The organism is uncultured Campylobacter sp., assembly GCF_937949835.1.
Classification (GTDB): domain Bacteria; phylum Campylobacterota; class Campylobacteria; order Campylobacterales; family Campylobacteraceae; genus Campylobacter_B.
The window spans coordinates 1-1,709 of the sequence record NZ_CALEDC010000449.1; the positions used below are offsets into that span (position 1 = coordinate 1).

A 1,709-nucleotide genomic window follows, 5' to 3' on the forward strand; every position below is an offset into this window, starting at 1 on the left:
ATTTACCGCTACGGCGAGTACTGCGAGCAGCAAAATGCTAAGTTTGAGCGATAAAATTCTAGGATTTTTAATCTCTTTTAGACTGAGCTTCAGCACCGCCAGGCGCATCAGAGCAAGAGCTGCAGGCAGCGCCGCGAGCGTCACGAAAAGCTCCGCGCCGCGCAGATCCGCTAGGCCTAGCGCCAAAGTGACGCTTAGGAGGATCGCGCCCGCGCATGCTAAAACCCCGCTTATCAGCCTGCCTCTAAAAATTTTAATCAAAGTCCCGCCGCTGCGAAATAGCGCTGCGTTGGCGCGCTGCTTCGCCTCGTAAAAAAAGCTAAATAGCACCCGAAATAGCGCGTAAGCCCAAAACGCCGCCAGCGCGCAAAAGCCCGCATCGTCCAAATCCTGCGCGTAAAGCGCGAAGCAAAAAACGCTAACGATCAGCGCCAGCCTAAGCGCTATTTCACAGATCCAGCGGCGCGTCGTCGTCATCGAGCCTGTTTGCCTCATTGATCTTTGGAATGCCCATCTCTTCGATATTTAAAGGCGGTGCGGGTTTAAATTTCGCCTCGTCCTCTTGCGCTTCAAAAGACGACCTGCCGCCATCGGCACTATCATCACTCTCAAAATACGAGGCATCCTCTCGCTGCGTACTCTCCGCTCCTCGCGACGCGCCCGCTACCTTCTCTGCGCCTTGCGATGTGCCCTCTGCACCTTGCCACGCGTCTTTTGCGCCTTGCGATGCGCCTTTTGCGCCTCGCAGAGTGCCCGCTAAATTTTTATGCTCGCTTTCTGTTTCCGGTGCGACACTGTCCGCTCTTGCATCATCTAAGCTTTGCCCCTCAAATTCTTGCTTTTGCGGTGCGCCCTGTGCCGCGCGATGCACCTCTGCCAAGCTCTGCTCCACGCTAAGCTTAGACTCGCCGTCTATCTCCTCGTCGTCCTGCTCACTGCTTTCGCCAAAGCTAGGCATCTCATCAAAATCGATATTTACTCCGGAATTTTGGGCACTGGCGGATCTTTCATTTAAGCTTACGCCGCTATTTTGCGCTTCATTAAAATTTTGAGCTTCGTTAAAATTCTGCGTTAAATTTTGCTGTAAATTTTGTGCTACACCCTGATGCGCCGTATCGAGGCGCGGCGCAGCAGGCTCCTCAAAACCCTGATCTTGCAGCTGCGAGACGTAATCGAGATTGTCATTTTCGTTAAAGATCGCGCTCTCGCTGGGCTCGCCGCCGAAGCTCGTATCGACGAAGCGGGTAAATCTGCCCTGAAAGCCCACCTCGATCGTCCTGCCCGCCTCGCCCGAGCGGTTTTTGCCGACGATGATTTCGGCTTTTTCCTGATAGTCGTTGCGCCTAAATACGGGCTCGCCCGCGTCCTTGCCCTCGGCCTCCAGCCGCGAAATGCGCTCGCGCTCCATCTGCTCCTTATAAACCTCGTCGCGATAGACGAAAAGTATGATATCGGCGTCCGGCTCGATCGCGCCGCTTTCGCGCAGATCGCTTAGCATCGGGCGTTTGTTCGAGCGCGCCTCAAGCGAGCGGTTTAGCTGCGACAGCGCGATGATCGGGATGTTTAGCTCGCGCGCTAAGAGCTTGAGCCCGCGTGAAATTTCGGCGATTTGCAGGTGGCGCTCGGAGTAGTTGCTCGTGCTCGTCATAAGTCCGATGTAATCGATCACGCAAAGCTCAATGTTGGCATCCGCGGATTTGAGTTTGCGC

The 1,709-nt window shown here is 54.9% G+C and carries 1 protein-coding gene and 1 pseudogene; both read right to left on the reverse strand.

Features of this window, described 5'->3' with window-relative positions; all coding sequences use genetic code 11:
- Positions 1–477 (reverse strand): hypothetical protein (locus tag Q0256_RS09990; RefSeq protein ID WP_297962647.1); only part of this gene is annotated, 477 nt, incomplete at its 3' end.
- Between the two features lie 781 nt (positions 478–1,258).
- Positions 1,259–1,709 (reverse strand): annotated as a pseudogene (locus tag Q0256_RS09995) (DnaB-like helicase C-terminal domain-containing protein); the annotation flags it as partial.